1 tRNA gene and 1 rRNA gene are annotated in these 1,801 nt (G+C 53.6%); both read right to left on the bottom strand.

Features of this window, described 5'->3' with window-relative positions:
* Positions 1 to 153: 153 nt before the first annotated feature.
* Positions 154 to 230 (bottom strand) — tRNA-Ile (locus tag ABVN36_RS24600).
* A gap of 69 nt (positions 231 to 299) precedes the next feature.
* Positions 300 to 1,801: ribosomal RNA gene (locus tag ABVN36_RS24605) — 16S ribosomal RNA — on the bottom strand; the annotation flags it as partial.

Below are 1,801 nucleotides of genomic sequence, written 5' to 3' on the forward strand. Positions count from 1 at the left end.
CTGCGTGCAAAGCAGGCGCTCTCCCAGCTGAGCTATAGCCCCATCGTGTAGTCAGAACCTCTTTACCGATAATTTTTCCTGAGACAAGGCGTGGAATAACGAAGCATACATCAGTATGTGAGTTATTTCACAACGCAGTATTCAGGGAAAATTTGGTAGGCCTGAGTGGACTTGAACCACCGACCTCACCCTTATCAGGGGTGCGCTCTAACCACCTGAGCTACAAGCCTGTAGAGGTTTTACTGCTCGTTTTTCATCAGACAATCTGTGTGAGCACTGCAAAGTACGCTTCTTTAAGGTAAGGAGGTGATCCAACCGCAGGTTCCCCTACGGTTACCTTGTTACGACTTCACCCCAGTCATGAATCACAAAGTGGTAAGCGCCCTCCCGAAGGTTAAGCTACCTACTTCTTTTGCAACCCACTCCCATGGTGTGACGGGCGGTGTGTACAAGGCCCGGGAACGTATTCACCGTGGCATTCTGATCCACGATTACTAGCGATTCCGACTTCATGGAGTCGAGTTGCAGACTCCAATCCGGACTACGACGCACTTTATGAGGTCCGCTTGCTCTCGCGAGGTCGCTTCTCTTTGTATGCGCCATTGTAGCACGTGTGTAGCCCTGGTCGTAAGGGCCATGATGACTTGACGTCATCCCCACCTTCCTCCAGTTTATCACTGGCAGTCTCCTTTGAGTTCCCGGCCTAACCGCTGGCAACAAAGGATAAGGGTTGCGCTCGTTGCGGGACTTAACCCAACATTTCACAACACGAGCTGACGACAGCCATGCAGCACCTGTCTCACAGTTCCCGAAGGCACCAGTCCATCTCTGGAAAGTTCTGTGGATGTCAAGACCAGGTAAGGTTCTTCGCGTTGCATCGAATTAAACCACATGCTCCACCGCTTGTGCGGGCCCCCGTCAATTCATTTGAGTTTTAACCTTGCGGCCGTACTCCCCAGGCGGTCTACTTAACGCGTTAGCTCCGGAAGCCACGCCTCAAGGGCACAACCTCCAAGTAGACATCGTTTACGGCGTGGACTACCAGGGTATCTAATCCTGTTTGCTCCCCACGCTTTCGCACCTGAGCGTCAGTCTTTGTCCAGGGGGCCGCCTTCGCCACCGGTATTCCTCCAGATCTCTACGCATTTCACCGCTACACCTGGAATTCTACCCCCCTCTACAAGACTCAAGCCTGCCAGTTTCGAATGCAGTTCCCAGGTTGAGCCCGGGGATTTCACATCCGACTTGACAGACCGCCTGCGTGCGCTTTACGCCCAGTAATTCCGATTAACGCTTGCACCCTCCGTATTACCGCGGCTGCTGGCACGGAGTTAGCCGGTGCTTCTTCTGCGGGTAACGTCAATTGCTGTGGTTATTAACCACAACACCTTCCTCCCCGCTGAAAGTACTTTACAACCCGAAGGCCTTCTTCATACACGCGGCATGGCTGCATCAGGCTTGCGCCCATTGTGCAATATTCCCCACTGCTGCCTCCCGTAGGAGTCTGGACCGTGTCTCAGTTCCAGTGTGGCTGGTCATCCTCTCAGACCAGCTAGGGATCGTCGCCTTGGTGAGCCGTTACCTCACCAACAAGCTAATCCCATCTGGGCACATCTGATGGCAAGAGGCCCGAAGGTCCCCCTCTTTGGTCTTGCGACGTTATGCGGTATTAGCCACCGTTTCCAGTAGTTATCCCCCTCCATCAGGCAGTTTCCCAGACATTACTCACCCGTCCGCCACTCGTCAGCAAAGCAGCAAGCTGCTTCCTGTTACCGTTCGACTTGCATGTGTTAGGCCTGCC

Source organism: Salmonella sp. SJTUF15581 (assembly GCF_043356775.1).
GTDB classification, from domain to species: Bacteria; Pseudomonadota; Gammaproteobacteria; order Enterobacterales; family Enterobacteriaceae; genus Salmonella; species Salmonella enterica.